We start from the raw sequence: 2776 nt of genomic DNA on the forward strand, positions 1-2776 counted from the left end.
GGAGTCCTCAGCGACGCCACAATCGGATCACTGACACCACACCAGCTACGGTCAGTCCTACGGCCCAAAGCCGACGCCGCAGTGAACCTCCACGACCTGACACACGAAATGGACCTGGCACAGTTCGTGATGTTCTCCTCAGCCGCCGGCGTACTGGGAACACCCGGACAGAGCGGGTACGCGGCAGCCAACACATTCCTGGACGCCCTCGCCTCCTGGCGCCGCGCACACGGACTGCCCGGCACCTCACTGGCCTGGGGCCTATGGGAACAGAACAGCGAAATGACCGCCGGCCTGGCAGACACCGACCGCCACCGCATGGCCCGACTGGGAATCACTCCCATCCCCACCGAAGACGGCATGACACTGTTCGACGCCGCTCCCACCACCGACCGCGCCCTACTGGTTCCCCTCGCCATAGACACCACCACCCTCCACCACACCGACTCCCCCACCCCACCCCTCCTACGCACTCTGATACGCACACCCCTCCGACGACGCACCGCCTCGACAACCGACACCCACCAACCAGACCTCGCCCACCGCCTGGCCGCACTACCCGAAACCGAGCAGGACCGGATCCTGACAGAACTGGTCTGCTCCCACGCCGCAGCCGTCCTCGGCCACACCGGATCCCAGGCCATCGACCCGCAACGAGCCTTCAAGGAATTCGGCTTCGATTCCCTGGTAGCCGTGGAATTCCGCAACCGACTCAACACCGCAACAGGCCTGCGACTCCCACCCACAGTGGTATTCAGTCATCCCAACCCGGCAGCTCTCGGCCGCTATCTGAGGAGCCAGATCCAACCTGCAGAAGACATTCCCTGGGATTCACTCCTCGTCGAAATCGACAAGATGGAAGCGTTGCTCTCGAGCATGACGGTGACGGGCAGAGATCAAGTGGTGAGCCGCTTGAAGATGCTGGTGGCACGCAATTCCGACGGTACGGATATGACCTTGCCCTCGGCAGAGGAAATATCGATCGACTCGGCCGAAAAATTCGACATGGCCTCAGATGAGGACATCTTCAAATTTATCGACGACAACGTCGAGTGACTTGGGTAAGAGCGTCGAATGACTTGCGGGCGGAAACGTCCTGCCGTTGGTGCGCGTAGACATAAGGGTGATGACAATGGCGAATGAAGAGAAGCTTCGTAATTACCTGAGGCGAGCGTCTGCCGAATTGCATGAGACGAAGCTTCGCCTGCGAGCCATTGAGGGAAAACAGTCCGAGCCGATCGCCATCGTCGGTATGGCTTGCCGTTTCCCCGGTGGTGTTCAGTCGCCAGAAGACCTGTGGCGCCTGGTCGATGCTGGAAGGGATGTTGTTTCCGCTTTCCCATCTGATCGTGGCTGGCGAGTGGACGAGACGTCCGACTCCAGCACAGAGACCACTGAACCCTCCTACGCACGGGTCGGCGGCTTCCTGACTGACGCGGCGGACTTCGATGCGGAATTCTTCGGTATCTCGCCGCGTGAGGCGTTGTCGATGGATCCGCAGCAGCGACTGCTGCTGGAGGTTTCCTGGGAGGCGTTGGAGCGGTCTGGAACAGATCCCGGGACGCTCCGAGGTAGCAAAACGGGAATCTTCGCAGGGGTAGTGGCAGGCGAATATGGAAATGTGCTGTCCGATGTGCGAGAGGAGTCCGAAGGGTACTCCTTGACAGGTGGGATGGTGAGTATCGCTACTGGCCGGGTGGCGTATGTGCTGGGGCTGGAGGGGCCCGCGGTGACGGTGGACACGGCGTGTTCGTCGTCGTTGGTCGCGCTGCACCTGGCATGCCAGTCCCTGCGCTCGGGCGAATGCGACCTGGCGCTGACCGGCGGCGCAATGGTTATGGCCACTCCGAGTCTATTTGCGGAGTTTTCCCGGCAGGGGGGGCTGGCGTCCGACGGTCGGTGCAAGTCGTTCGCGGCGGCGGCGGACGGCACTGGCTGGGGCGAGGGTGTGGGTGTGCTGGTGGTGGAGCGGTTGTCGGACGCGCGGCGGCTGGGCCATCAGGTGCTGGCCGTGGTCCGCGGGTCGGCGGTCAACCAGGACGGTGCGTCCAACGGACTGACGGCACCGAACGGGGCCTCCCAGGAACGGGTGATCCTGCAAGCCCTGGCCGGCGCCCAAATACCCGCCCACGAAGTCGACGCGGTCGAGGCCCACGGCACCGGCACCCGGCTGGGAGACCCCATCGAAGCCCAGGCACTGCTGGCCACCTACGGACAGAACCGCCCGGCCGACCACCCCCTGTGGCTGGGATCTCTAAAGTCGAACATCGGACACACCGGAGCGGTCGCGGGCGTCGCCGGTGTGATCAAAATGGTCATGGCACTCCGCCACGGAATACTCCCACGCACTCTCCACGTCGACGAACCCTCCCCCCACGTGGACTGGTCCGCAGGAACAGTCCAACTCCTGACCGAACCCGTGCAATGGCCACAGACCACCCACCCACGCCGGGCAGGAGTGTCCTCGTTCGGTCTCAGCGGCACCAACGCACACGTCGTTCTCGAGCAGGCGCCTCAGGACCTGGAAGACACGCATACGGGTTCAGTGCACTCTCCGGATACCGGCGAGGAGCAGGCAGCTGCGGATACCAGTGCGGCTCCGGGTGTGGTGCCGTGGGTGGTGTCGGGGCGGTCGGCTGGGGGTCTGCGTGCGCAGGCCGGCCGGCTGCGGGAGTTCACGGGCGGGCGGGCAGGGCTCAGTGAGAGCGCGGTGGGCTGGTCACTGGCCGCATCCCGGTCGGTGTTCGAACACCGCGCCGTGGTCCTGGGCCCGGAC

At 64.2% G+C, this 2776-nt stretch carries 2 protein-coding genes; both read left to right on the top strand.

Going from position 1 to position 2776, the window contains the following annotated elements; translation table 11 throughout:
* A partial coding sequence (locus tag ACWD5Q_RS35305; RefSeq protein WP_451431154.1) for a beta-ketoacyl reductase occupies window positions 1-1056 on the top strand: 1056 nt, incomplete at its 5' end.
* A gap of 76 nt (window positions 1057-1132) precedes the next feature.
* Window positions 1133-2776, top strand: a 1644-nt coding sequence (locus tag ACWD5Q_RS35310; RefSeq protein WP_451431155.1) for a type I polyketide synthase, incomplete at its 3' end; no start/stop codon positions are given.

The sequence above is a fragment of the Streptomyces sp. NPDC002513 genome (assembly GCF_053595355.1).